This is a genomic window from Bradyrhizobium sp. LeoB3, assembly GCF_055456055.1.
In genome coordinates this window covers 1-533 of sequence record NZ_JBVBEF010000366.1, presented here as the reverse complement: position 1 = coordinate 533, position 533 = coordinate 1, and the positions used below count along the sequence as shown (strand labels likewise).

Below are 533 nucleotides of genomic sequence, written 5' to 3'. Positions count from 1 at the left end.
GGGTTTGAGCGTCGACGATATCAGGAGCTGGCCCGAGCGCATCCGCGCCGTCACCGCCGAACAGGTCCGCGAAGCCGCGCAAAACTGGCTCGACAAGAAGCGTTCCGTGACCGGTTATTTGATCAAGGATACTGCGCCCAAACGCGAGGAGAAGCGCTCGTGACTTATTCTCTCACTCGGCGTTCGGTCCTCGTCGGCGGCAGCGCGCTCGCGCTGACGACGATGCTCGCATCGCGCCCGTCGCAGGCTGCAACCAAGATTCAGCGTCTCGTATCCCCCGGCGGCATCGAGGCTTGGTTCGTGCAGGATTCGACCGTGCCGCTGATCGCGATGGAATATGCCTTCGGCGGCGGCGCCAGCCAGGATCCCGCCGCCAAGCCCGGCGTCGGCAATCTGGTCGGCGACCTGCTCGACGAAGGTTCCGGCGATCTCGATTCCAAGACCTTCCACGAGCGGCTCGATCGCCGCGCCATCGAATTGAGCTTTTCCTCGCAGCGCGACAATTTCCGCGGCTCGCTGCGCATGCTCAAGGA

Annotated in this window: 2 pseudogenes; both read left to right on the top strand. The window is 64.0% G+C overall.

Annotated features, from left to right (window positions below):
- Positions 1-163 (top strand): annotated as a pseudogene (locus ACZXDY_RS46350) (insulinase family protein); the annotation flags it as partial.
- 59 nt (positions 164-222) lie between these two features.
- Positions 223-533: pseudogene (locus ACZXDY_RS46345) on the top strand (insulinase family protein); the annotation flags it as partial.